The organism is Methylobacterium sp. J-076 (assembly GCF_022829405.1).
Classification (GTDB): Bacteria; Pseudomonadota; Alphaproteobacteria; order Rhizobiales; family Beijerinckiaceae; genus Methylobacterium.
The window spans coordinates 34,960-54,375 of sequence record NZ_JAKSXW010000024.1 but is presented as its reverse complement, the minus strand read 5'-3'; the positions used below and the strand labels follow the sequence as shown (position 1 = coordinate 54,375).

General features: G+C 72.1%; 20 protein-coding genes and 1 pseudogene. 10 read left to right on the top strand and 11 right to left on the bottom strand.

The window, feature by feature from the left end:
- The 3 genes and pseudogenes from MKK53_RS01410 to MKK53_RS01400 form a co-directional block, all read right to left on the bottom strand.
- Positions 1–166: pseudogene (locus tag MKK53_RS01410) on the bottom strand (sugar transporter); the annotation flags it as partial.
- A 162-nt stretch (positions 167–328) separates the two neighbouring features.
- The gene (locus MKK53_RS01405) at positions 329–562 is read right to left on the bottom strand and encodes a Flp family type IVb pilin (protein ID WP_243926144.1); all 234 of its coding nucleotides are present in this window, start codon (positions 560–562) and stop codon (positions 329–331) included.
- Between the two features lie 151 nt (positions 563–713).
- Entirely contained in the window at positions 714–965 is a 252-nt protein-coding gene (locus tag MKK53_RS01400) for a DUF3072 domain-containing protein (RefSeq protein WP_243926142.1), read from the bottom strand.
- Positions 966–1,103: 138 nt separating this feature from the next.
- Here MKK53_RS01400 and MKK53_RS01395 point away from each other — a divergent pair, with 138 nt between their 5' ends.
- The 7 genes from MKK53_RS01395 to MKK53_RS01365 all read left to right on the top strand — a co-directional run bounded on the left by MKK53_RS01395 (position 1,104) and on the right by MKK53_RS01365 (position 6,563).
- Positions 1,104–1,646 (top strand): gluconokinase, encoded by a 543-nt coding sequence (locus MKK53_RS01395; RefSeq protein ID WP_243926140.1) that lies wholly within the window; start codon positions 1,104–1,106, stop codon positions 1,644–1,646.
- Complete coding sequence (locus MKK53_RS01390; protein ID WP_243926138.1) at positions 1,643–2,449, top strand: Cof-type HAD-IIB family hydrolase; 807 nt, start codon at positions 1,643–1,645, stop codon at positions 2,447–2,449. The genes MKK53_RS01395 and MKK53_RS01390 overlap by 4 nt, the downstream gene beginning before the upstream one ends.
- 171 nt (positions 2,450–2,620) lie before the next feature.
- Positions 2,621–3,571: a lytic transglycosylase domain-containing protein gene (locus MKK53_RS01385; RefSeq protein ID WP_243926136.1), complete on the top strand. Its 951-nt coding sequence runs from the start codon at positions 2,621–2,623 to the stop codon at positions 3,569–3,571.
- Between the two features lie 209 nt (positions 3,572–3,780).
- Complete coding sequence (locus tag MKK53_RS01380) at positions 3,781–4,722, top strand: helix-turn-helix transcriptional regulator (RefSeq protein WP_409564252.1); 942 nt, start codon at positions 3,781–3,783, stop codon at positions 4,720–4,722.
- Between the two features lie 232 nt (positions 4,723–4,954).
- Positions 4,955–5,818 (top strand): serine O-acetyltransferase, encoded by an 864-nt coding sequence (cysE, locus tag MKK53_RS01375; RefSeq protein WP_243926132.1) that lies wholly within the window; start codon positions 4,955–4,957, stop codon positions 5,816–5,818.
- A 100-nt stretch (positions 5,819–5,918) separates the two neighbouring features.
- Positions 5,919–6,131: a DUF3126 family protein gene (locus tag MKK53_RS01370; protein WP_243926130.1), complete on the top strand. Its 213-nt coding sequence runs from the start codon at positions 5,919–5,921 to the stop codon at positions 6,129–6,131.
- A 102-nt stretch (positions 6,132–6,233) separates the two neighbouring features.
- Positions 6,234–6,563 carry a DUF6949 family protein gene (locus MKK53_RS01365; RefSeq protein WP_243926128.1) on the top strand — a complete coding sequence of 110 codons (330 nt, stop codon included), beginning with the start codon at positions 6,234–6,236 and terminating at the stop codon, positions 6,561–6,563.
- 4 nt (positions 6,564–6,567) lie between these two features.
- Here MKK53_RS01365 and MKK53_RS01360 read toward each other — a convergent pair whose 3' ends face one another.
- Positions 6,568–7,299, bottom strand: a complete 732-nt coding sequence (locus MKK53_RS01360; RefSeq protein WP_243926126.1) for a transglutaminase-like cysteine peptidase — start codon at positions 7,297–7,299, stop codon at positions 6,568–6,570.
- Between the two features lie 329 nt (positions 7,300–7,628).
- Between MKK53_RS01360 and MKK53_RS01355 the strand changes: the two genes are divergently transcribed.
- The gene (locus tag MKK53_RS01355; protein WP_243926124.1) at positions 7,629–7,886 is read left to right on the top strand and encodes a hypothetical protein; all 258 of its coding nucleotides are present in this window, start codon (positions 7,629–7,631) and stop codon (positions 7,884–7,886) included.
- Here the strand turns inward: MKK53_RS01355 and MKK53_RS01350 are convergent, their stop codons facing one another.
- The 7 genes from MKK53_RS01350 to MKK53_RS01320 all read right to left on the bottom strand — a co-directional run bounded on the left by MKK53_RS01350 (position 7,887) and on the right by MKK53_RS01320 (position 16,367).
- Positions 7,887–8,519 carry a transglutaminase-like cysteine peptidase gene (locus MKK53_RS01350; protein WP_243926122.1) on the bottom strand — a complete coding sequence of 211 codons (633 nt, stop codon included), beginning with the start codon at positions 8,517–8,519 and terminating at the stop codon, positions 7,887–7,889. It abuts the gene before it with no gap.
- Between the two features lie 232 nt (positions 8,520–8,751).
- Positions 8,752–10,482 (bottom strand): AMP-binding protein, encoded by a 1,731-nt coding sequence (locus tag MKK53_RS01345; protein WP_243926120.1) that lies wholly within the window; start codon positions 10,480–10,482, stop codon positions 8,752–8,754.
- 86 nt (positions 10,483–10,568) lie between these two features.
- Positions 10,569–11,342, bottom strand: coding sequence for an enoyl-CoA hydratase (locus MKK53_RS01340; protein WP_243926155.1), 774 nt, complete (start codon positions 11,340–11,342; stop codon positions 10,569–10,571).
- A complete protein-coding gene (gene mmsB / locus MKK53_RS01335) occupies positions 11,342–12,235 on the bottom strand; it encodes a 3-hydroxyisobutyrate dehydrogenase (RefSeq protein WP_243926118.1) in 894 nt (297 codons plus the stop codon). The genes MKK53_RS01340 and mmsB overlap by 1 nt, the downstream gene beginning before the upstream one ends.
- Positions 12,236–12,423: 188 nt before the next feature.
- Complete coding sequence (locus MKK53_RS01330) at positions 12,424–13,482, bottom strand: enoyl-CoA hydratase/isomerase family protein (protein WP_243926116.1); 1,059 nt, start codon at positions 13,480–13,482, stop codon at positions 12,424–12,426.
- On the bottom strand, positions 13,482–14,624 hold the full coding sequence (locus MKK53_RS01325; RefSeq protein WP_243926113.1) for an acyl-CoA dehydrogenase family protein: 1,143 nt from the start codon (positions 14,622–14,624) through the stop codon (positions 13,482–13,484). The genes MKK53_RS01330 and MKK53_RS01325 overlap by 1 nt, the downstream gene beginning before the upstream one ends.
- A gap of 246 nt (positions 14,625–14,870) precedes the next feature.
- Positions 14,871–16,367 carry a CoA-acylating methylmalonate-semialdehyde dehydrogenase gene (locus MKK53_RS01320; RefSeq protein WP_243926111.1) on the bottom strand — a complete coding sequence of 499 codons (1,497 nt, stop codon included), beginning with the start codon at positions 16,365–16,367 and terminating at the stop codon, positions 14,871–14,873.
- A 352-nt stretch (positions 16,368–16,719) separates the two neighbouring features.
- Here MKK53_RS01320 and MKK53_RS01315 point away from each other — a divergent pair, with 352 nt between their 5' ends.
- Together MKK53_RS01315 and ispG are read left to right on the top strand one after the other, a co-directional pair.
- On the top strand, positions 16,720–17,640 hold the full coding sequence (locus MKK53_RS01315; RefSeq protein WP_243926109.1) for a LysR family transcriptional regulator: 921 nt from the start codon (positions 16,720–16,722) through the stop codon (positions 17,638–17,640).
- Between the two features lie 334 nt (positions 17,641–17,974).
- A complete protein-coding gene (gene ispG, locus MKK53_RS01310) occupies positions 17,975–19,291 on the top strand; it encodes a flavodoxin-dependent (E)-4-hydroxy-3-methylbut-2-enyl-diphosphate synthase (RefSeq protein ID WP_243926107.1) in 1,317 nt (438 codons plus the stop codon).
- Positions 19,292–19,416: the final 125 nt, after the last annotated feature.

Genomic DNA, 19,416 nt, shown 5'->3' with positions numbered 1-19,416 from the left:
CGGCGGGGGTGACGTCGATGATCTCGTAGCGGGCCAGCAGGCCGCCGCCGGCCTCGGGCACCTCCGCCCCCGCCTGGATCGCCGTGGCCGTCGGTCCCGCCGCGGGCAGGAGCGTGCAGCCCGACAACGCCGCCGCGGCGAGCAGGATGATCGGTGTCGTTCGCATCCGGACAAGGTCCATCGGTCTGGCCGTCCCCGTGCCTACCCCATGGGCAGCCGGGAGTCCGTAGCGGGTGGGACACAGTGGGGGCGGCACGCCGTGGCCGCCGGTTTCATCCTCGCAACCCCCGCTTTCCCGCGGGTCCGTGCGGGATGGGAGGAGGAGGGGTCAGTTCACCTGCGCCATCGCATTGCCGATCTGGCCGTAGACCCCGTCCACCTTCGAGCCGTACAGCTTGAGGCTCCCGGCGATGACGGCGAAGATCAGCCCGCCGATCATGGCGTACTCGATGGCGGTCGCCCCGCCCGTGTCGCGCAGGAAGCGCGCGAGGCCCCAAGATGTCCCGGGGCAGGACGTCCCGGGGCGGGATGGTGTGGCCGCGTTCGCCGTTCGCTCGCTCATCGACCCGAAACCGTTCCTCCGCCCCCGGCCGCCGGTCGACCGGCCGACGGGGGCGGATGTCCGGGTTACCCCACGCGGATTGCCGCAGCCTTAACGCAATGCGCGAAGACCGTGCGCCGGTGCAATTTCACCGGGCACGGTCTTCGGGGAATCAGGCGTGGCCGGCCTTGTGCCGGAGGGAGTCGATCCGCTTCGAGGCCTCGGCCTTGTCGATGGAATCGTCGAACGCCTCAGGCTCCTTCGCCTCCTCGGACAGGGTCTTGAGGTAGGAGGCCTGCGCCCCCGTCATCGGCTCCCCGCCGGTGGTCCACTGATCCGGATCCTTGATCTGGTTCGAGCTGTCCTTCGGATCGATCTTGGGGTTCTCCGCCTGGTTGGTGTTCTTCGCGTCCGACTTGGCCATGGGTCCCACTCGTTCCTGAAATGTTCTGGCCAACGCGGGTCGGCGGCGCCGGTTCCCCCCGGCGGAGGGATGCCGGGGCGCCATCCACACCCTAGAATGCCCGAAGGTGGCGGCGAGCCGGGCGGCGCGGGGGGACGCATGGACGGGAGGCAGGCCGCGGCGGCGGCGCAGGTCCTCGTGGTGATGGGCGTCTCGGGCTCGGGCAAGAGCACGGTGGCCGCCCTCGTGGCCGAGCGGCTCGGCTGGATCTTCGTGGACGGCGACAGTTTCCACACGCCGGAGCACGTCGCCAAGATGCATGCCGGCCTCGCCCTCGACGACGAGGACCGCGCCCCCTGGCTCGCCCGGATCGCGGTGTGGATCCGCCAGCGCCTGGAGGCGGGCGAATCGGGCGTCATCGTCTGCTCGGCCCTGCGCCGGGTCTACCGCGACGTCCTGACCGGCGGCAGCCGCCGGGTGCGGATCGTCTATCTGGAGGGGGACCGGGCGGTGATCGCCGCCCGCCTCGCCGGGCGGCACGGCCATTTCATGCCCGCCGGCCTCCTCGACAGCCAGTTCGCCGCCCTCGAACCCCCCGCCCCGGAGGAGCACCCCATCACCGTGAGCATCCTCGCACCGCCCGACGCCCTCGCCGCCCGGATCGTCGCCCACCTCGCGAGGGACGGGGGGACGTGGGCATGAAGGCGGACGGCATCCGCCTCGTCGTCTCCGACGTCGACGGCACCCTCGTCACCTCCGACAAGCGGCTGACGCAGGCCACCGTGGCGGCCGTGACGCGCCTGCGGGCGGCCGGCATCGGCTTCACCATCGCCTCGGCCCGGCCGCCGGTCGGGCTGCGCGACCTCGTCGCGACCCTCGAGCTCGACCTGCCGATGGGGGCCTATAACGGCGCCACCGTCGTCGGGCCGGACCTCGCCGTCCTCGAGGAGCACCTGATCCCCGCCCCGGTGGCCCGGGCGGCGGCGGAGCGGCTGGCGGGGGAGGGCGTGGACATCTGGGTCTTCGCCCGGGGGGCGTGGTACCTGCGCGACCCGCAGGGGCCCTACGCCGACCTCGAACGCCGCACCCTCGCGGCCGAGCCCCGGGTCACCGACGACCTCGCCGGGCTCCTCGGCGAGGCCTCGAAGATCGTCGGCGTCAGCGCCGACCCCGCCCTGCTCGCCGCCTGCGAGGGGCGGCTGCAGGACGCCCTCGGGGAGGGCGCCACGATCCACCGCTCGCAGCCCTACTACCTCGACGTCACCCCGCCCGGCCGCGACAAGGGGCAGTTCGTGGCGTGGCTGAGCAAGCATCTGGGGATCCCGGAGGAGCGGATCGCCACCTTCGGCGATGCGGCCAACGACCGGCCGATGTTCGCCCGCAGCGGCTTCCCCGTGGCGATGGGCAACGCCACCGGGGCCGTGAAGGACGCCGCCCGCGCCGTCACGGCGGACAACGACTCGGACGGGTTCGCCCACGGGGTCGAGGCGTTCATCCTGCCCTGAGGCCCCCCGGCTGTGGCCGGCCGACCACAGAGCGGGGCGGGGAGGCCATAAGGCGGGACGGCGGGTGCCGCACCCTCCTTCCGCCCCCACTCCGCCGGCTCAAGGCCGTTTTCCGGCCTCATTTTCCGGTGACCTAGCTTGACCATAGAACAAGCAGGACCGGGTCTCGGAATGCACCGCCTCTTCCTTGCTGCCGCCATCGCGGTCGCGCCGACGACCGTCTTCGCACAGGCGGGGCGCGACAACATCGACGCGCTGATCGAGCAGCAGGCCAAGGCGAACGGGGTGCCGGCGAGCTTCGTGCACGCCGTCGTCAAGCGCGAGAGCAACTACAACCCGCGGGCCAAGGGCGGCAGCGCCCTCGGCCTCATGCAGATCAAGCACGCGACCGCCCGGTCGCTGGGCTATACCGGCGATCCGGCCGGGCTGTACGACCCCGAGACCAACCTCCGCTACGGCGTCGCCTACCTCGCGGGGGCCTACCGCACCGCGCAGGGCAACGTCCACCAGGCCTATCAGTACTATAACCGCGGCTACTACTACGCCGCCAAGCGGCAGGGCGTGCCGACGGTGGTCGCCTCCACGGTGGCCCCGGTGGCGGCCTCCGCCAGCGCCCTGGCGAGCCTGTTCATCGGCCGCCCGCCGGTCGAGGCCGCGCCGGCGGCCCTGGCCTACGCCGCCGCGGAGCCGACCCCGGCCGAGGCCGTGGAGGTGCCGCTGCCGCCCCGCCGCCCGGGGGCGCTGGCCGGCGGCGCGCAGGTGCAGTTCGCGAGCCTCACCACCGACGTCCAGCCCGCCGCCGCGTCCGCGCCGCAGACCGCGGCCGACGCCGCGACGGTCGAGGTGCCGCTGCCGCCCCGCCGTCCGGACGGGCTCGGGGGCGCCGTGCAGGTCGCCGCCGCGACGCCCGCCGCCTTCACCGAGCTTCGCCTCTCCCCCGCCTCGCCCGCCGCCGCCGCGGTGCCGGCCGAGGCCGCCCCCGCCCCGTCGGCGGAGGCCGTGGCGGTCCCCCTGCCGCCCCAGCGCCCCTCGGCGCGGCTCCTCGCCCTGGCGGCGGCGGCCTCCCGCCCGGCCGCCGCCCCCGTCCTCGTCCAGGAGGCCGTGGCCCTCGCGCCGCAATGATTGCGCACGCTGCAACCGGCTGCGGCGGCTCCCGAGGCTTGACCACCGGGGCGTTCCGCAACACATAGGCAGCACGCTGTTCTCGGGGCCGCACAGGGACCCGTGCGCCTGACGGAGGCGGTGGCGGCAACATCGAATTCATTGGGGTAGGGGCACGCTGGTCTTCGCACGGATCCTCCGTCGCGGGCTGCCCTTCCTTGCCGGGAGGCCTGCCTGTCGGGGACGTCCGGGCGGCACAGCGCTCCCGAAACGGCAGGAAAGCGAACGGCGCCATGGCCGGCGTGATCGAACAGGAGACACTCTTCCTCGCGGATCTGGGCCGCCGGGTGCGCCATGCGCGCACGGTGCGCGGCCTGTCGCGCAAGGTGCTGTCGCAGCTGTCGGGCCTGTCCGAGCGCTACATCGCGCAGCTCGAAGGCGGGCAGGGCAACGTCTCGATCATCCTGCTGCGGCGGGTGGCCAACGCCATGGGCGTGCGCCTCGACGACCTCATCACCGGGGACGACAGCAGCCCCGACTGGCCCGTGATCCGGGATCTGCTCTCCCACGCCAACCCGGCCCAGATCGCGGCGGCCAAGGACATCCTGTCCGGCGGCAACCGCAACGAGGCGGCGGGCGGGGCGCGGGTGGCCCTGATCGGCCTGCGCGGGGCGGGCAAGTCGACGCTCGGCAAGCTCGCCGCGGAACGGCTCGGCTGGACCTTCGTGGAGCTGAACGCCGAGATCGAGCGCGAGAACGCCCTGTCGGTGCGGGAGATCTTCGCGATCTACGGGCAGGAGGGCTATCGCCGCCTGGAGCAGGCCGCCCTGCGCCGCCTCACCGAGCATCCCGGCCCGCTGATCCTGGCCACCAGCGGCGGCATCGTCGCCGAGCCGCTGACCTACGACCTGCTGCTGCAGGCGTTCTACACGGTCTGGCTGCGCGCCCGGCCGGAGGAGCACATGAACCGGGTGCGCGAGCAGGGCCACCTGCCGACCACCGGGGACCACGCCTCCGCCATGCAGGAGTTGCGGGCGGTGCTCGCCAGCCGCGAGCCGCTCTACGCCCGGGCCGCCGCCCAGGTCGACACCTCGGACATCCCGGTCCCGGCGATGCTCGACCGGCTGACGGCGGCGATCGAGACCCGCTTCGGCCTCGCCAGGGTGGGGTGAGCGCGGGGGGCCGGGGCGCGGGGGGATCCCCGTGACAGGACGCCCGCGCGCACCTGCCCCGCGGGGTCCCCGCCCTTGATCGCGCCGATCCCCCATCCCACGGTACGGGGTGGGAAGGCCCGCCCGGTCCGGTGCGGGGCATCCGCCATCCATCCCCTCCGGGCCCCGCCGCCACGCCGTGCGGAGCGCCCGGCCGGCGACGACCCGGCACCACAGACCAGAGCGCGGGACCATGACCGCAAGCCCAGCCTTCACCCATTCGGCCCACGCCCAGGGCAGGGACCTCGCCGTGTGCGACCCCGTCTGGTCGCGGGTGCGCGACGAGGCCGAGGAGGTTCTGCGCACCGAGCCGCAGCTCGCCTCCCTCATGGTCGCCACCATCCTGAACCACCCGACCCTGGAGGGTGCGGTGGCCCACCGGGTCGCGGCCCGGCTCGGGCACCCGTCCCTGCCGGCCGAGCTGATCGCCCACGCCTTCCACGAGGCGATCCAGGCCGATCCCTCCATCGGCGCCGCCTTCCGGGCGGATATCGGCGCGGTGATCGACCGGGATCCGGCGACCCTGCGCGCCCTGGAGCCGGTCCTGTACTTCAAGGGCTTCCACGCCCTGGAGGCCCACCGCCTCGCCCACCACGTTTGGTCGCGGGGGCGGCGTGACCTCGCCCTCTACCTCCAGAGCCGGGTGTCGGAGGTGTTCCAGTGCGACATCCACCCGGCGGCGCGGATCGGCCGAGGGGTGTTCCTCGACCATGCCACCGGGCTCGTGGTCGGCTCCACGGCGGTGATCGAGGACGACGTGTCGATCCTGCACGCGGTGACCCTCGGGGGCACCGGCAAGCAGCGGGGCGACCGCCACCCCAAGATCCGCCGGGGCGTGATGATCGGCGCCGGGGCCAAGATCCTCGGCAACATCGAGGTCGGCGCCTGCGCCCGGGTCGCGGCCGGCTCGGTGGTGCTGCGGCCGGTCCCGGCCAACACGACGGTGGTCGGCGTGCCCGCCCGCGTCGTCGGCACGGCGGGGTGCGACGACCCGGCCCGGGCGATGGACCAGCTCGTCGCCCTCGACGCGTTCATCCACGTGGGCGAGGGCATCTGAGCGCCCCGCCGCCGCCCGCACCCGCGGCGACGCTTGCGGCGGGGGGCCCGCCGTGGCAATCGCTGCCCTCGCTCCTCGCCGCCAGCGGAGAACAGACAGCGTGACCAAACCCGAGATCGCGAAGCTGCAAGCCTACATGCGCCGCACGTTCGCGAACACCAACATCCGCCTCGTCGCCATGAAGACGGGCGACACCGCCGAAGTCTTCATCGGCGAGGAATCGATCGGCGTGGTCGCGGACGACAAGGAGGACGGGGACGATTCCTTCGTGTTCCGCATGGCCATCCTCGACATCGACCTCGAGGACGTCTGAGGTCGTCCGGGCGCGCCGCAGCGGTTAACGTTAAGTAAACTCCGTGCTTAACGTTTCGTAAACGATCGGTCAGATTGCGCGGGACCTCCGGGACCGCGTGCCATGACCCTCAGCCCTGCCGCCGTCGATTCCCTGCGCACCCTCTGCATCGGCCTCGCCCTGTCGGGGCTGATCGCCAGCGCGTTCGAGCTGCTCGCCGCCCGGCGGGCGAGCTTCACCCTGCTGGAGCGCGGCGGGTTCTCGGCGGTGGCGGCCCTGCCGCTGCTGGCCTTCTCGGCGCCCTTCATCATCCTGCGCAACACCGTGCGCGGCCGGCGGATCGAGGGGCGCCCGTTCCCCTTCGTGATGCTGGCGACGATGATCGCCTGCGGATGGGGCCTGCTCTCCGGCCGCGTCGCCCTGAACCTCGCCGCGATGATCGCCGGGGTGTGACGCCTCAGGGCTCGGCGGTGGCGACCTTGGCCCCCGCGATGGAGTCCCGCGGCCCGTCCCTGCCCGTCTCCTCCAGGGACACCCAGGCCGTCCCGTCCTGCCCCGCCCGCTTGATGAAACTGTAGGGCACCCGCTTCCACGGGCGGATCTCGTCCGTCTTGTTGTCGAGGATGAAGTCGCCGCGGTCGGTGCGGACCGTGAGCACGGCATGCCCCTCGTTGATGTCGTCGATCACCACCGTCATCAGCAGCGCCCGCCGGGGCAGGCCGCGCTCGGCCAGCATCCGCCGCTTGAGGAGCTGGTAGTCCTCGCAATCGCCGAACCCGTCGTCGGGGAAGTCCCAGCGGTCGGCGAGGCCCCAATGGGCGAGGTCCGTCATCGGCTTGATCCGGGCGTTCACCCGGGCGTTGACGCTGCGCAGGGTCCGCCAGACCGCCAGGGTCAGGGGGATCCGCCGGGGCTCGGCGGGGTCGATCGCGCATTCGTCCGGCACCCGGCGGCAGAAATCCGTCCAGCCCGCGATGCTCCGGGTCGGGCCCCCCACGATCCCGGCGACGCCTTCCGGCAGAGCGAGGCCGCGATGGGCGTGGGTGGTGGCGCTGCCCAGGGTGAGGAGGAGCCCGACGATGACGAGGCTCGCCCCCTGACGGGCCCGGCGGAGGAGGGCCCCGGCGTGCCATCGGCCGGCGATCCAGTCGCCGAAGGGAAATCCCGGAACGCCCGTTCCCTCGCCCATGCCCCATCCCGCGTCGCATGACGAAGGGGGGAGGCTCGCACGCGCCGGTTGCGCGTACAACCGAAAAATGAAGACGTATTAACGTGGCGGGACCGGAGACGGTTCCTTGCGATCGTGCATTTTTCTGCGCAGGGATCGGCCGCCGTGCATGCGTGGAGAGCATATCGGCCTTGCTAACGGCCCGATAACCCGTTCCCACCCTTGCTTTTCTCGACCTTTGCCGGCTTGAGATGGGCCGCCCGCAACAGCCGGTCGCGGCGCTCCGCCGACTATCGTCGCAAGAATGCGGCCACGGAACGGCACCGTGACCCAGAGTTGAGGATGCCCGTATGCAGCCCGCCATCCAGCAGGTGATCAGAGCCCTCGCCGAGGATGGACGCCCGGGAGCGCTCGGCATCGCCGAGCATGCGGTGAACGCCTACCTCGACGGCGCCACCCTGCCCGGGGACCGGGCCCTGTCCCTCGACATCCTCTCCCGCGACCTCGCCTCCCTGCGGGGGATCGCGCCGCACCTGGCCGGCTTCATCAACCGGGTCGAGGCCTACGTCGCCGGCCTCGCCCGGACGGACCTGCCCCGCGCCGCCTGATCAGCGGTTGGCGGTCGTCACCGGGGAGGTGGCGCCGCCCAGCGACACCCAGGCCACGGCGTCCTGGCTCTCCCGCTTGATGAAGACGTAGCCGGTGCGGTGCCACGGCAGGATCGTATCGGTCTTGTTGTCGAGCACGAGGTCGCCCCGGTCGGTGAGCAGGGTCAGCACCGCATGGCCCTCGCCCTTCTCGTCGATGACCACGGTCATCCGCATCGCCCGGCGCGGCAGGCCCGCCTCCGCCAGCAGGTGGCGCTTGAGGAGCTGGTAATCCTCGCAATCGCCGATGCCGTCCTCGGCGAGGTCCCAGCGGTCGGCCACGTGGAGGTGCTCCATGTCGGTCATCGGCTCGATGGAGCGGTTGATGCGGCGGTTGACCGAGACGATGGTGTTCCAGGCCGCCGGCGTCAGGGCGATCCGGGCCGGCTCGGCGCGGTCCACGGCGCATTCGGCCGGGTAGCTCTCGCAGAAGGCCAGCCACGCCACGATCGGCCGCGCCTCGGCCTTCGGGACGATGCCGGGCTCGGCGGGCAGGCTCGCCAGGGCCTGCGCCTGGGCCGCGGTGGCGGCCCCCGCCAGCGCCAGCACGGCGATCACCGCGCCCCGGACCGCCTTGAAAAATCCCCCGCTCATCGCGTGTAATCCCGTGTCTCTGTAGACCCAGGATTGCGTCTCCCCACCTCCTCCGCGCTGAAGCGAATGCGGACAATTTTACGGATCGGCCGTCCGGGGGCCTGAGCCGCGGGGCAAGGTCGCTACAGGCCTCGCCGGATCGGCTAATTCCTCCGCATCGCGGAAAGGGGCCGGAAACCTTGACGATTCCGGCCCCCCCGTCGCTGCGGACGGGGCGACGGGGGGGGGCGCCTCAGCCCGCCGTCTGGTCGGGCTTGCGCTCGGCCTCGCCCTTGAGTTCCGGGAAGTCGGCCTGCGTGAAGGCGACGCCGCGGTAGGGGTCGTCCGTCACCCCGTCATGCTCCAGGCGGCGCAGCTGCACCCGGCGGATCTTGCCGGAGATGGTCTTGGGCAGCTCGCTCACGAATTCCAGGGCGCGCAGGCGCTTGAAGCCCGCGAGCTTGGCGTTGGTGAAGCGGAAGATGTCGAGCGCCGCCTCCGGCCCCGGCTTGGCCGCGGCGGTGAGCAGCACGTAGGCCTTGGGGATCAGGTAGCGCAGGGGATCGGGCACCGGCACGATCGCCGCCTCGGCGACGAGGGGATGCTCGATGAGCACGCTCTCCAGTTCGAACGGGCTGATCCGGTAGCCGGAGGATTTGAACACGTCGTCGGCCCGGCCGACGAAGGTGTAGCAGCCATGCCCGTCCACGAAGGCCACGTCTCCCGTGCGGTAGACCTCGCCCTCGGCCCCGGAGAGGCGGCCCTGGCCGTCGTCGTAGCCCTGCATCAGGCCGGCGGGGCGGTGGGCGCCGAGGTCCAGGCAGACCTCGCCCTCGGTCGCCGGCTCGCCGTCGGCATCGAGCACCCGCACCCGGTAGCCGGGGAGCGGCCGCCCGAGGGCGCCGGGCACCACCGGCTGGCCCGGCGTGTTGGCCATCAGCGCCGTGGTCTCGGTCTGGCCGTAGCCGTCGCGGATGGTGAGGCCCCAGGCGGATCTCACCCGCTCGATCACCTCCGGGTTCAGGGGCTCGCCCGCGGCGCAGACCTCCCGGAGCGCGAGGCTGCGGCCCTCGAGCCGCTCCTGGATCACCATGCGCCAGACGGTGGGCGGGGCGCAGAGCGTCGTCGCCCCGGTTTTCTCCAACTGCTCCAGCAGGACGCGCGCGTTGAACGGCGCCTGGTTGATCACGAGGATCGTCGCCCCCGCGTTCCAGGGGGCGAAGAGCGAGGACCACGCGTGCTTGGCCCAGCCCGGCGAGGAGACGTTGCAATGCTGGTCGCCGGGCTGCAGCCCGAGCCAGTACATCGTGGACAGGGCGCCCACGGGATACGAGCGGTGGCTGTGGCGCACCAGCTTCGGCTTCGCCGTGGTGCCGGAGGTGAAGTAGAGGATCAGCGGGTCCTCGGCCCCGGTCGGCGCGTCGGGGGTGAACGTCTCCGGTTCCGTGAACGCGTCGTCATGGGCGAGCCAGCCCTCCGCCGCCGGGCCGGTGACGATGCGGACGACGCCCCCGGTGTCGAGGCCCGCGAAGCGCGGCAGCTGCTCCGGCCCGGCGACGATGGCCTTGGCCCGGCCGCGCTCCAGCCGGTCGGCCAGTTCCTCGGCGGTGAGGAGGGTGGTGGCGGGGATCACCACCACGCCGAGCTTCATGGCGGCGAGGAAGGTCTCCCACAGGGCCGGGACGTTCCCCAGCAGCAGGAGCAGGTGGTCGCCCCGCCTCAGCCCGAGGCGGGCGAGGCGGTGGGCGACCTGATTCGAGCGGCGGCGGAGTTCACCGAAGGTCAGCGATTGCTCGGCCCCCGTCGCCGCCTCGACGATGCGCAAAGCCGGCCGGTCGGGGAACTCGGCGGCGAGGCCCGCATCGAACCAGTCCAGCGCCCAGTTGAACGGCACGGGCTCGGGCCACGCGAACTCCGCGACGGCGGCGGCGTAATCCGTGCGGCGGGCCAGCAGCAGGTCGCGGGCCTCCCGGAAGCTCGGCATGGTCGTCCTCCCCCTTCTCGTCGTCGTTCCACCCGCCCCCGTCATTGCGAGCGTGCGCGACGCAATGACGGGGGCGCCGTGCCCCCTTACCGATGCGAGAACGTCGCCGGCCGCTTCTCCACGAAGGCGGCCATGCCTTCCTTCTGGTCCTCGGTGGCGAACATGGCGTGGAACACCCGCCGCTCGAAGCGCAACCCCTCGGTGAGGGTGGTCTCGTAGGCGCGGTTCACCGCCTCCTTGGTCATCATGGCGCCGGGCTTCGACATGCCGGCGATGGTCCCGGCCGTCTTCACCGCCTCCTCCACGAGGTCCGCCGCCGGGACGATCCGCGAGACGAGGCCGCAGCGCTCGGCCTCCGCCGCGTCCATCATCCGGCCGGTGAGGCACATCTCCATCGCCTTGGCCTTGCCGACGAAGCGGGCGAGGCGCTGGCTGCCGCCCATGCCGGGCATGACCCCGAGCTTGATCTCGGGCTGGCCGAACTGGGCCGTGTCGGCGGCGAGGATGAAGTCGCACATCATGGCGAGCTCGCAGCCGCCGCCCAGCGCGTAGCCCGCCACCGCCGCGATGACCGGCGTGCGCACCGCCGTGAACCGCTCCCAGTCGGCGAAGCGGTCGCGCCCGTAGACCTCGGCGTAGGTGAGGTGCTGCATCTCCTTGATGTCGGCCCCGGCGGCGAAGGCGCGCTCCGAGCCGGTGATCACGATGCAGCCGATCTCCGGGTCCGAATCGGCCTCCGTCACCGCCGCGATCAGCTCGGCGGTGAGCTGGCCGTTGATGGCGTTGAGCGCCTTCGGCCGATGGAGGGTGACGAGGCGCACCCGCCCCCGGGTCTCGGTGAGAATCGTCTCGTAGGCCATCATGCCTCTCCGGCTTGCCCGCGGAGCATACGGATGATCGCGGAAAAGTCCTCATCCCCGTGGCCGGCTTGCGCGAAGCGGTCGTAGATCCGTTCCGCCTCGGCCCCCAGCGGCGTCGTGGCCCCGGCGGCGTTCGCGGCGGCCTGGGCGAGGCGCAGGTCCTTCAGCATCAGGGCGGCGGCGAAGCCCGGCCGGTACCCGGCATTGGCCGGCGAGGTCGGCACCGGGCCCGGCACCGGGCAGTAGGTGGTGAGCGACCAGCACTGCCCCGACGAGACCGAGGCGACGTCGTAGAGCGCCTCATGCGACAGGCCGAGCTTCTCGCCCAGGGCGAACGCCTCGCACACGCCGATCATCGAGATGCCGAGGATCATGTTGTTGCAGATCTTGGCCGCCTGACCGGCCCCGGCCTCACCGCAATGGAACACGTTCTTGCCCATCGCCTTCAGCAGCGGCTCGGCCTGGGCGAACGCCTCGGCGCCGCCCCCGGCCATGAAGGTGAGCGTCCCCGCCTTGGCGCCCCCGGTCCCGCCGGAGACCGGCGCATCGACCGAGAGGCACCCCCGCGCCTGCGCCAGGGCGTGGGCGGTGCGGGCGCTCTCCACGTCGATGGTGGAGGAATCGATCAGCAGGGTGCCGGCGGGCAGCGCCTCGGCGAGCTGCGTCCAGACCTCGATGACGTGGCGGCCGGCGGGCAGCATCGTCACCACCGCGTCGGCGCCCGCCACCGCCTCCAGGGCCGAGCCGGCCACCGCGAGGCCCGCCTCCCGCGCCGTGGCGAGGGAGGCGGCGGCGAGGTCGAACCCGCGCACCGTGTGCCCCGCCTTCACGAGGTTGGCGGCCATCGGCCCGCCCATGTTGCCGAGCCCGACGAAGCCGATCGTCCGTGCCATGGTGATATCCTCCCTCTCCCGTACGAAACCTCCTCCCACCCATTCCTCCTCATCCTGAGGTGCCGCGAAGCAGCCCCGGAGGAGGACTCCAGGAGGCGCCGTGCGCTCTGGAAGCCTCCTTCGAGGCCCGCCGGTGCGGGCACCTCAGGATGAGGGCACGGGTGGGAGGGGGTCGGGTGTCCCGGCGCCTAGACCGCCCCCCTGCGCCCCTCCGGAAACACCGGCTCGGCCCGCGTCTCCAGCCACGCCGCGATCCGGGCGGGGTCGACGGCGGCGAGGTCCGGCGGGTTCCAGCGGGGGGTCTTGTCCTTGTCGATCACCGCCGCGCGGATGCCCTCGCGGAAGTCGCCCTCCGCCAGCAGGGCCAGGGAGGCGTGGAACTCCCGCTCCAGGCAGGCCTCCAGGCGCGGCGCCGCGCGGCCGAGGCGCAGCAGGCACAGGGTCAGCACGAGGCTGGAGGGCGATTTGGTGAGCAGCACCGTCCTGGTCCGCGCGGCGAAGTCCGAGCCGTCCGTGGCGAGGGCGGAGAGGATCTCGTCCACCATGTCGAAGCCGAAGCAGCGGTCGATCACCCCCCGCTCGGCGGCCAGCGGGGCCGGGCCGGACTCCTGCGCGAACCGGGCGAGCACCGTCCGCACCCCCTCGTCCCCCGCATCCGGCGCCAGGGCCGAGAGCGCGGCCACGAGGTCGGGCAGCGCAGCCACGGGGACGAGCACGTCCGCCAGATGGCAGAACACCGCGTCGGCGGCGCCGATCTGGGCGCCGGTCAGGCCGAGATAGGTGCCGAGTTCGCCGGGCGCCCGGGGCAGCAGCCACGTCCCGCCCACATCGGGCAGGTAGCCGATGCCGGTCTCGGGCATGGCGATGCGGGAACGCTCGGTGACGATCCGGTGGGCGGCGTGGCCGGAGAGCCCGACGCCGCCGCCCATGGTGATGCCGTCCATCACCGCCACGAAGGGCTTCTCATAGGCCGCGATGCGGGCATCGAGGCGGTACTCGTCCCGCCAGAACCGGTCGGCCATGGCGGTGGGGTTCTCGTAGAGGGAGCGCAGATCTCCGCCGGCGCAGAGGCCGCGCTCGCCCTCGCCGGTGAGCAGCACCGCGGCGATGGCGGGGTCGGCGCTGAACCGGTCGAGCGCCCGGTCGATCAGCCCCACCATCGGATGGTTGAGGGCGTTGATCGCCTTCGGCCGGTTGAGGCGGATGCGGCCGAGCGACCCGGCGCTCTCGACGATCACGTCATCCATCAACGGCCTCCGATCAGGGCGCGGGCGATGATCACCCGCATGATCTCGTTGGTCCCCTCCAGGATCTGATGCACCCGCAGGTCCCGGACGATCTTTTCGATGCCGTATTCAGCCAGGTAGCCGTAGCCGCCGTGCAGTTGCAGAGCTTGGTTGGCCACGTCGAACGCCGCGTCCGTGACGTGGCGCTTGGCCATGGCGCAGAGCTGGCTCGCCTCGGGGGCCTTGGCGTCGAGCGCCCGCGCCGCATGGTGCAGGAAGGTCCGCGAGACGGTCAGTGCCGTCGCCATGTCGGCCAGCCGGAATTGCAGCGCCTGGAAATCGGTGAGCTTCGCCCCGAAGGCCCGGCGGTCGCCCATATAGGCCAGCGCCTTGTCCAGCGCCGATTGCGCCCCGCCGAGCGAGCAGGCGGCGATGTTGATGCGCCCGCCGTCGAGCCCGCTCATGGCGATCCGAAACCCCTCGCCCTCGGCGCCGAGGCGGTTTTCCACCGGCACCCGGCAGCCGTCGAAGCGCACGGCGCGGGTGGGCTGGGCGTTCCAGCCCATCTTGCGCTCGTTGGCGCCGAAGGAGAGGCCGGGCGTGTCCTTCTCGACCACCACGGCCGAGACGCCCTTGGGCCCCGCCCCCCCGGTGCGGACCATGCAGAGGTAGAGGTCGCTCTCCCCCGCGCCGGAGATGAACTGCTTCTCCCCGGTGAGGACGTAATGGTCGCCGTCGCGCTCGGCGCGGGTGCACAGCGCCGCCGCGTCGGAGCCGGAGCCCGGCTCCGTGAGGCAGTAGCTGGCGATGGCGTCCATCGTGGTCATCGCCGGCAGGAAGCGCGCCCGCTGCGCGTCCGAGCCGTAGGCGTCGATCATCCAGGCGCACATGTTGTGGATCGACAGGAACGCCGCCACCGTCGGGCAGCCCTGCGCCAGCGCCTCGAAGATCAGCGCCGCCTCGATCCGCCCGAGGCCGGTGCCGCCGGATTCCTCGCGGACGTAGATCCCGGCCATCCCGAGCCCCGCCGCCGCGCGCAGGGTGTCGATGGGGAACGTCTTGGTCTCGTCCCAGGCGAGGGCATGGGGGGCGATGTGGTCGGCCGCGAAGGCGGCGGCCATGTCGTGGATCGCGCTCTGGTCCTCGTCGAGGCCGAATGGCATGGGTGGTTCCTCCCCGTCCCGGAACGCAGCGCGGGTTTCCCCCTCTCCCCGCGAGCGGGGAGAGGCCCGCTGACACCCCGTCGTGTCAGCGGGAAGCGCAGGCGAAGCCGAAGCGAGGGTGAGGGGGGCTTGCCGAACGAGTCTCGTCCGGCCCGCCCCCTCACCCCCGGCTGCCGCCTCGCTCCGGCGACGACAAGGTCGCCGGAGCCCTCTCCCCGCTCGCGGGGAGAGGGGATGCCCGCGGTCTTACCGCATCGTCGGGATCGAGAACTCCGCGCCGCTCTTGATGCCGGAGGGCCAGCGCTGCGTCACGGTCTTGGTCTTGGTGTAGAAGCGGATCGAATCCGGCCCGTGCTGGTTCAGGTCGCCGAAGCCGGAGCGCTTCCAGCCGCCGAAGGTGTGGTAGGCGATCGGCACCGGGATCGGCACGTTCACGCCCACCATGCCGGTGTTGACGCGGGCGGTGAAGTCCCGGGCCGCGTCGCCGTCCTGGGTGAAGATGGCGACGCCGTTGCCGTACTGGTGGGTGGAGGGGAGCGCCAGCGCCTCCTCGTAATCCTTCGCCCGCACCACGCTGAGCACCGGCCCGAAGATCTCCTCCTTGTAGATCGTCATGTCCGGCGTCACCCGGTCGAACAGCGAACCGCCGAGGTAGAAGCCGTTCTCGTAGCCCTGGAGCTTGAAGCCGCGGCCGTCGACGGCGAGCTGCGCGCCTTCCTTGATGCCGGTATCGATGTAGCCGCGCACCTTCTCCACCGCCTCGCGGGTGACGAGGGGCCCGTAATCGGCGCCCTCGTCGTGCGACGGGCCGATCTTCAGGGCCTCGACCCGGGGGATCAGCCGCTCCATCAGCCGGTCGGCGGTGGCCTCGCCCACCGGCACCGCCACCGAGATCGCCATGCAGCGCTCGCCGGCCGAGCCGTAGCCGGCGCCGATCAGCGCATCGACCGCCTGGTCCATGTTGGCGTCGGGCATGACGATCATGTGGTTCTTGGCGCCGCCGAAGCACTGGGCGCGCTTTCCGGTCTGCGCGGCGCGGACATAGATGTACTCGGCGATGGAGGACGAGCCGACGAAACCCACCGCCTTGATGTCCTCGTCATCGAGGATGGCGTCCACCGCCTCCTTGTCGCCGTTCACGACGTTCAGGATGCCCGGCGGCAACCCCGCCTCCAGGAAGATCTCGGCGATGCGCAGGGGCACGCCGGGGTCGCGCTCCGACGGCTTGAGGATGAAGGCGTTGCCGCAGGCGATGGCCGGGGCGCATTTCCACAGGGGGATCATCGCCGGGAAGTTGAACGGCGTGATGCCGGCGACCACGCCGAGGGGCTGGCGCAGGGAATACACGTCGATGCCGGGGCCGGCGCCCTCGGTGTACTCGCCCTTCAGCAGGTGCGGGATGCCGCAGGCGAATTCCACCACCTCGATGCCGCGCTGGATGTCGCCCTTGGCGTCGGGCACGGTCTTGCCGTGCTCGGAGGCGAGCAACTCCGCCAGTTCCTGGTTGTAGCCGCGCATCAGTTCGAGGAAGCGCATCATCACCCGCGCCCGCTTCTGCGGGTTGGTGGCCGCCCAGGCCGGCTGGGCCGCCGCCGCGTTCTCCACCGCCGCGCGCATCTCGGCCCGGCTCGCCAGCGCCACCTTGGCCTGGACCTCGCCGGTGGAGGGATGGAACACGTCGGCCGTCCGGCCGCTCTGCCCGTCGACGAGACGACCGCCGATGAAATGCCCGACGTTGCGCATGACGCACCTCCCTGTGGTGTCTGCCGAATCCGGCTTTTGCGGCACACTAGCACGCCCGGCTGAACGATAAAGCTGGACCGTCTCGCAGCCGTCGTGCATCGATGCACGATACCGGGGCCCGGAGGGGCTGGCCGGACATCACCTTCGTCCCCTCACAACCTCATCCTGAGGTGCGGCGAGAGCCGCCTCGAAGGAGGGCTCCCGATATCGCGGTGCCCTCCGGAAGCCTCCTTCGAGGCCCGCTGACGCGGGCACCTCAGGATGAGGGGGAGGGGCGGGACGAAACCGATTGTTTGGCCAGCCCCCCAGACGCGGGGCGGGGCCGCAGCGGCGCTCGGGCGAGGGGTCCACCATGGTCGCGCGCAAACCGGCCGGCAGCTGGGACGACCTGCGCTTCTTCCTGGCGGTGGCGCGCAGCGGCACCCTCAGCGCGGCGGCGGCGCGGACGGGCACCGAGCACACCACGGTGGGCCGGCGCATCCGCGCCCTCGAAGGGACGCTCGACGCGCAGCTGTTCCACCGCAGCAACCTCGGCTACGCCCTCACCGAGGCGGGCGAGAACCTGCTCGCCGCCGCCGAGCGCATGGAAAGCGCCTTCCTGTCGGCGAGCGCGGCGGCGGAGGCGGCGCACACCGTGTCCGGCACGGTGCGGATCGGCGCGCCGGACGGGTTCGGCAGCGTGTTCCTGGCGGCGCGGATGCACCGCCTGACGCGCCGGCATCCGGGGCTGGAGGTGGAGATCATGGCCACCGCGCGGATCTTCAGCCTGTCCAAGCGCGAGGCCGACATCGTGGTCAGCCTGTCGCCGCCGCAGCAGGCGCGGGTGGTGGCACGGCGCCTCACCGACTACCGGCTGTTCGTCTACGGCGCCGAGGCCTACCTCGCCGAGGGGCCGCCGGTCCGCTCGACCGACGACCTCGAAGGGCATCCCTTCGTCGGCTACATCGAGGATATGCTGTTCACCCGGGAGCTCAACTATCTCGGCGCCCTGGGCCCGGCGGTCTCGGCACGGCTGCGCTCCACCAACCTGCTGGCCCAGGTCCACGCGACGCTGGCCGGCGCCGGCCTGTGCATCCTGCCGGCCTTCATCGCCGCCGCCCATCCGGGCCTGCGGGCGGTGTTGCCCGACGAGGTCTCGCTGACCCGCGCCTTCCACATGCACATCCACGAGGACCACCGGCAGGCGGCCCCGATCCGCGCGGTGGCGGCCTTCATCGCCGCCGAGGTCGAGGCGGCGCGGGAGCTGTTCGCGGGTACCGCGCCCGCTTCCTGACCCTCGCCCCGTCATTGCGAGGCGGAGCCGAAGCAATCCAGGGCGCGCCTTGTCCGGATAAGGCAGTGCCGGCTGGATTGCTTCGCTGTCGCTCGCAATGACGGGGACGGTGCGATGCCCGTCGCCCCCGGGTCACAGGTGGCGCAAATCGCCCCACCAAGCTCGACATCGCCACGGGGATGGGACATGAGGCACACGATGCCGGCATGGACCGGGCCGCCTTGATTCCGCGCCGCGCCGTTTGCAGCTAAGACGCTGCGCAGGTCAGTCTTCGCGCCATGCGGCCCCGGCATCGCAGGCGCCAGGCCCGGTGGAAGTCAGGGAAGCGGAAGTCATGGAAGCCCGCAGCGACAGCGAGAACCTCTTCACCGGTTCCCTCTCCGGCCTCGGCCCGGAGATCGCCGGCCCCGCACCGCGCCACCGCACGGTCGGCGTCACGGTGGGCGAGGGCGAGGGCGCCGTCACGGTGGGCGGCGGCGCGCCGGTCGTCGTCCAGTCCATGACCAACACCGACACCGCCGACATCGACGGCACCGTCGCGCAGGTCTCGCAGCTCGCCCGGGCCGGCTCGGAGCTGGTGCGCATCACCGTCGACCGGGACGAGGCCGCCGCCGCCGTGCCGAAGATCCGCGAGCGGCTGGACCGAATCGGCGTCCACGTCCCGCTGGTGGGCGACTTCCACTACATCGGCCACAAGCTCCTGTCCGACCATCCGGCCTGCGCCGAGGCGCTGGCCAAGTACCGGATCAACCCCGGCAACGTCGGCTTCAAGGAGAAGAAGGACACCCAGTTCTCCACCATCATCGAGCAGGCGATCAAGTACGGGAAGACCGTGCGCATCGGCGCCAACTGGGGCTCCCTCGACGGCGAGCTGCTCACCCACCTGATGGACGAGAACGCCAGGGCGGAACGCCCGATCGACGCCCGCGCCGTGATGCGCGAGGCGATGGTGCGCTCGGCGCTGGGCTCCGCCAAGCGGGCCGAGGAGCTGGGCCTTCCCAAGGACCGGATCATCCTCTCGGCCAAGGTCTCGGCGGTGCAGGACCTGATCGCGGTCTACCGCGAGGTCGCCCGCCGGTCGGACTACGCCATCCATCTCGGCCTCACCGAGGCGGGCATGGGCTCGAAGGGCATCGTCGCCGCCTCCGCCGCCATCGGCGTGCTGCTGCAGGAGGGCATCGGCGACACGATCCGCTATTCCCTCACCCCGGAGCCCGGCGGCGACCGGACGGTGGAGGTGAAGGTCGCGCAGGAACTGCTGCAGACCATGGGCTTCCGCACCTTCGTGCCGCTGGTGGCCGCCTGCCCCGGCTGCGGGCGCACCACCTCCACGACGTTCCAGGAGCTCGCCCGCGACATCCAGAACTGGATCACCACCTCCATGCCGGAGTGGAAGAAGACCTATCCCGGCGTCGAGGGGCTGAACGTCGCGGTGATGGGCTGCATCGTGAACGGCCCGGGCGAATCGAAGCACGCCGACATCGGCATCTCGCTGCCCGGCACCGGCGAGACCCCCACCGCCCCGGTCTTCATCGACGGCAAGAAGGCCATGACCCTGCGTGGCGCCACCCTCGCCAAGGACTTCGAGACCATCGTCATCGACTACATCGAGCGCCGCTTCGGCCAGGGCACCCGCAACGCGGCGGAGTGAGACGGGCGCGGCGCGGCGGCACTTCCCGTCGAGGCGCACGGAGGGACGCGGGGAGGGTGGGGGCTCTGCCGACCCCCACCGATGCGCCGGGGGCGCGCGATTGCGGGGCCCACCGCGCCCGCGCA

Excerpts from the sequence above, each read along its gene's own strand:
- mmsB (WP_243926118.1), bottom strand. The coding sequence starts at position 12,235 with ATGGCACGGACGATCGGCTTCGTCGGGCTCGGCAACATGGGCGGGCCG.
- MKK53_RS01385 (WP_243926136.1), top strand. The coding sequence starts at position 2,621 with ATGCACCGCCTCTTCCTTGCTGCCGCCATCGCGGTCGCGCCGACGACC.
- MKK53_RS01320 (WP_243926111.1), bottom strand. The coding sequence starts at position 16,367 with ATGCGCAACGTCGGGCATTTCATCGGCGGTCGTCTCGTCGACGGGCAG.
- ispG (WP_243926107.1), top strand. The coding sequence starts at position 17,975 with ATGGAAGCCCGCAGCGACAGCGAGAACCTCTTCACCGGTTCCCTCTCC.
- MKK53_RS01345 (WP_243926120.1), bottom strand. The coding sequence starts at position 10,482 with ATGCCGAGCTTCCGGGAGGCCCGCGACCTGCTGCTGGCCCGCCGCACG.
- cysE (WP_243926132.1), top strand. The coding sequence starts at position 4,955 with ATGACCGCAAGCCCAGCCTTCACCCATTCGGCCCACGCCCAGGGCAGG.
- MKK53_RS01340 (WP_243926155.1), bottom strand. The coding sequence starts at position 11,342 with ATGGCCTACGAGACGATTCTCACCGAGACCCGGGGGCGGGTGCGCCTC.
- MKK53_RS01315 (WP_243926109.1), top strand. The coding sequence starts at position 16,720 with ATGGTCGCGCGCAAACCGGCCGGCAGCTGGGACGACCTGCGCTTCTTC.
- MKK53_RS01365 (WP_243926128.1), top strand. The coding sequence starts at position 6,234 with ATGACCCTCAGCCCTGCCGCCGTCGATTCCCTGCGCACCCTCTGCATC.
- MKK53_RS01390 (WP_243926138.1), top strand. The coding sequence starts at position 1,643 with ATGAAGGCGGACGGCATCCGCCTCGTCGTCTCCGACGTCGACGGCACC.
- MKK53_RS01360 (WP_243926126.1), bottom strand. The coding sequence starts at position 7,299 with ATGGGCGAGGGAACGGGCGTTCCGGGATTTCCCTTCGGCGACTGGATC.
- MKK53_RS01405 (WP_243926144.1), bottom strand. The coding sequence starts at position 562 with ATGAGCGAGCGAACGGCGAACGCGGCCACACCATCCCGCCCCGGGACG.
- MKK53_RS01350 (WP_243926122.1), bottom strand. The coding sequence starts at position 8,519 with ATGAGCGGGGGATTTTTCAAGGCGGTCCGGGGCGCGGTGATCGCCGTG.
- MKK53_RS01400 (WP_243926142.1), bottom strand. The coding sequence starts at position 965 with ATGGCCAAGTCGGACGCGAAGAACACCAACCAGGCGGAGAACCCCAAG.
- MKK53_RS01330 (WP_243926116.1), bottom strand. The coding sequence starts at position 13,482 with ATGGATGACGTGATCGTCGAGAGCGCCGGGTCGCTCGGCCGCATCCGC.
- MKK53_RS01395 (WP_243926140.1), top strand. The coding sequence starts at position 1,104 with ATGGACGGGAGGCAGGCCGCGGCGGCGGCGCAGGTCCTCGTGGTGATG.
- MKK53_RS01325 (WP_243926113.1), bottom strand. The coding sequence starts at position 14,624 with ATGCCATTCGGCCTCGACGAGGACCAGAGCGCGATCCACGACATGGCC.
- MKK53_RS01355 (WP_243926124.1), top strand. The coding sequence starts at position 7,629 with ATGCAGCCCGCCATCCAGCAGGTGATCAGAGCCCTCGCCGAGGATGGA.